Raw genomic sequence first — 678 nt, forward strand, 5'->3', positions numbered from 1 at the left:
CCTGTCGGTGTGGGAGTTCTGGTCGGCGCTGGTCTCCGGTGGCCGGTTGGTGATCGCGGCGCCGGACGGGCACCGGGACCCCAGCTACCTGAACGGGTTGATGGCCGAGCAGTCCGTGACCACGTTGCATGTGGTGCCGTCGATACTCGAGGCGTTGCTCGTCGAGGGTGGGGGCGTGCTGGCGGGTTCGCTGCGGCAGGTGCTCGCGATCGGGGAGGCGTTGCCGGCGGCGACGGCGGGGCGGTTCCTGGCGCGCAACGCGGCGCGGTTGGACAATCTGTACGGTCCGACCGAGGCGGCGGTGTCGGTGACCTTCCACGAGGTCGACGACGCGGCGGGTGTGTCGGTGCCGATCGGTGTGCCGGAGTGGAATTCGCGGGTGTTTGTGCTCGACGAGCGCCTGCACCCGGTGCCGGTCGGCGTGCCGGGTGAGTTGTACCTGGCGGGTGCGCAGTTGGCGCGGGGTTACCACGGCCGGGCGGATCTGACCGCGGAGCGGTTTGTCGCCTCGCCGTTCGGGGTCGGTGAGCGGCTCTACCGCACGGGTGATCTGGTGCGGTGGGATGCGGCGGGTCGGCTCGAGTACGTCGGCCGGACGGATTTCCAGGTCAAGGTGCGTGGTTTCCGGATCGAGCTCGGCGAGATCGAGGCCGCCCTGCGCGGTCTCGACGACGTGCG

1 protein-coding gene is annotated in these 678 nt (G+C 70.5%); it reads left to right on the forward strand.

From position 1 onward, the window contains the following. Nucleotides 1-678, forward strand: a 678-nt coding sequence (locus tag QYS60_RS25740) for an AMP-binding protein (protein ID WP_371384665.1), incomplete at both ends; no start/stop codon positions are given.

It is taken from the genome of Rhodococcus sp. GXMU-t2271, assembly GCF_041414735.1.
GTDB classification, from domain to species: Bacteria; Actinomycetota; Actinomycetes; order Mycobacteriales; family Mycobacteriaceae; genus Rhodococcus; species Rhodococcus indonesiensis.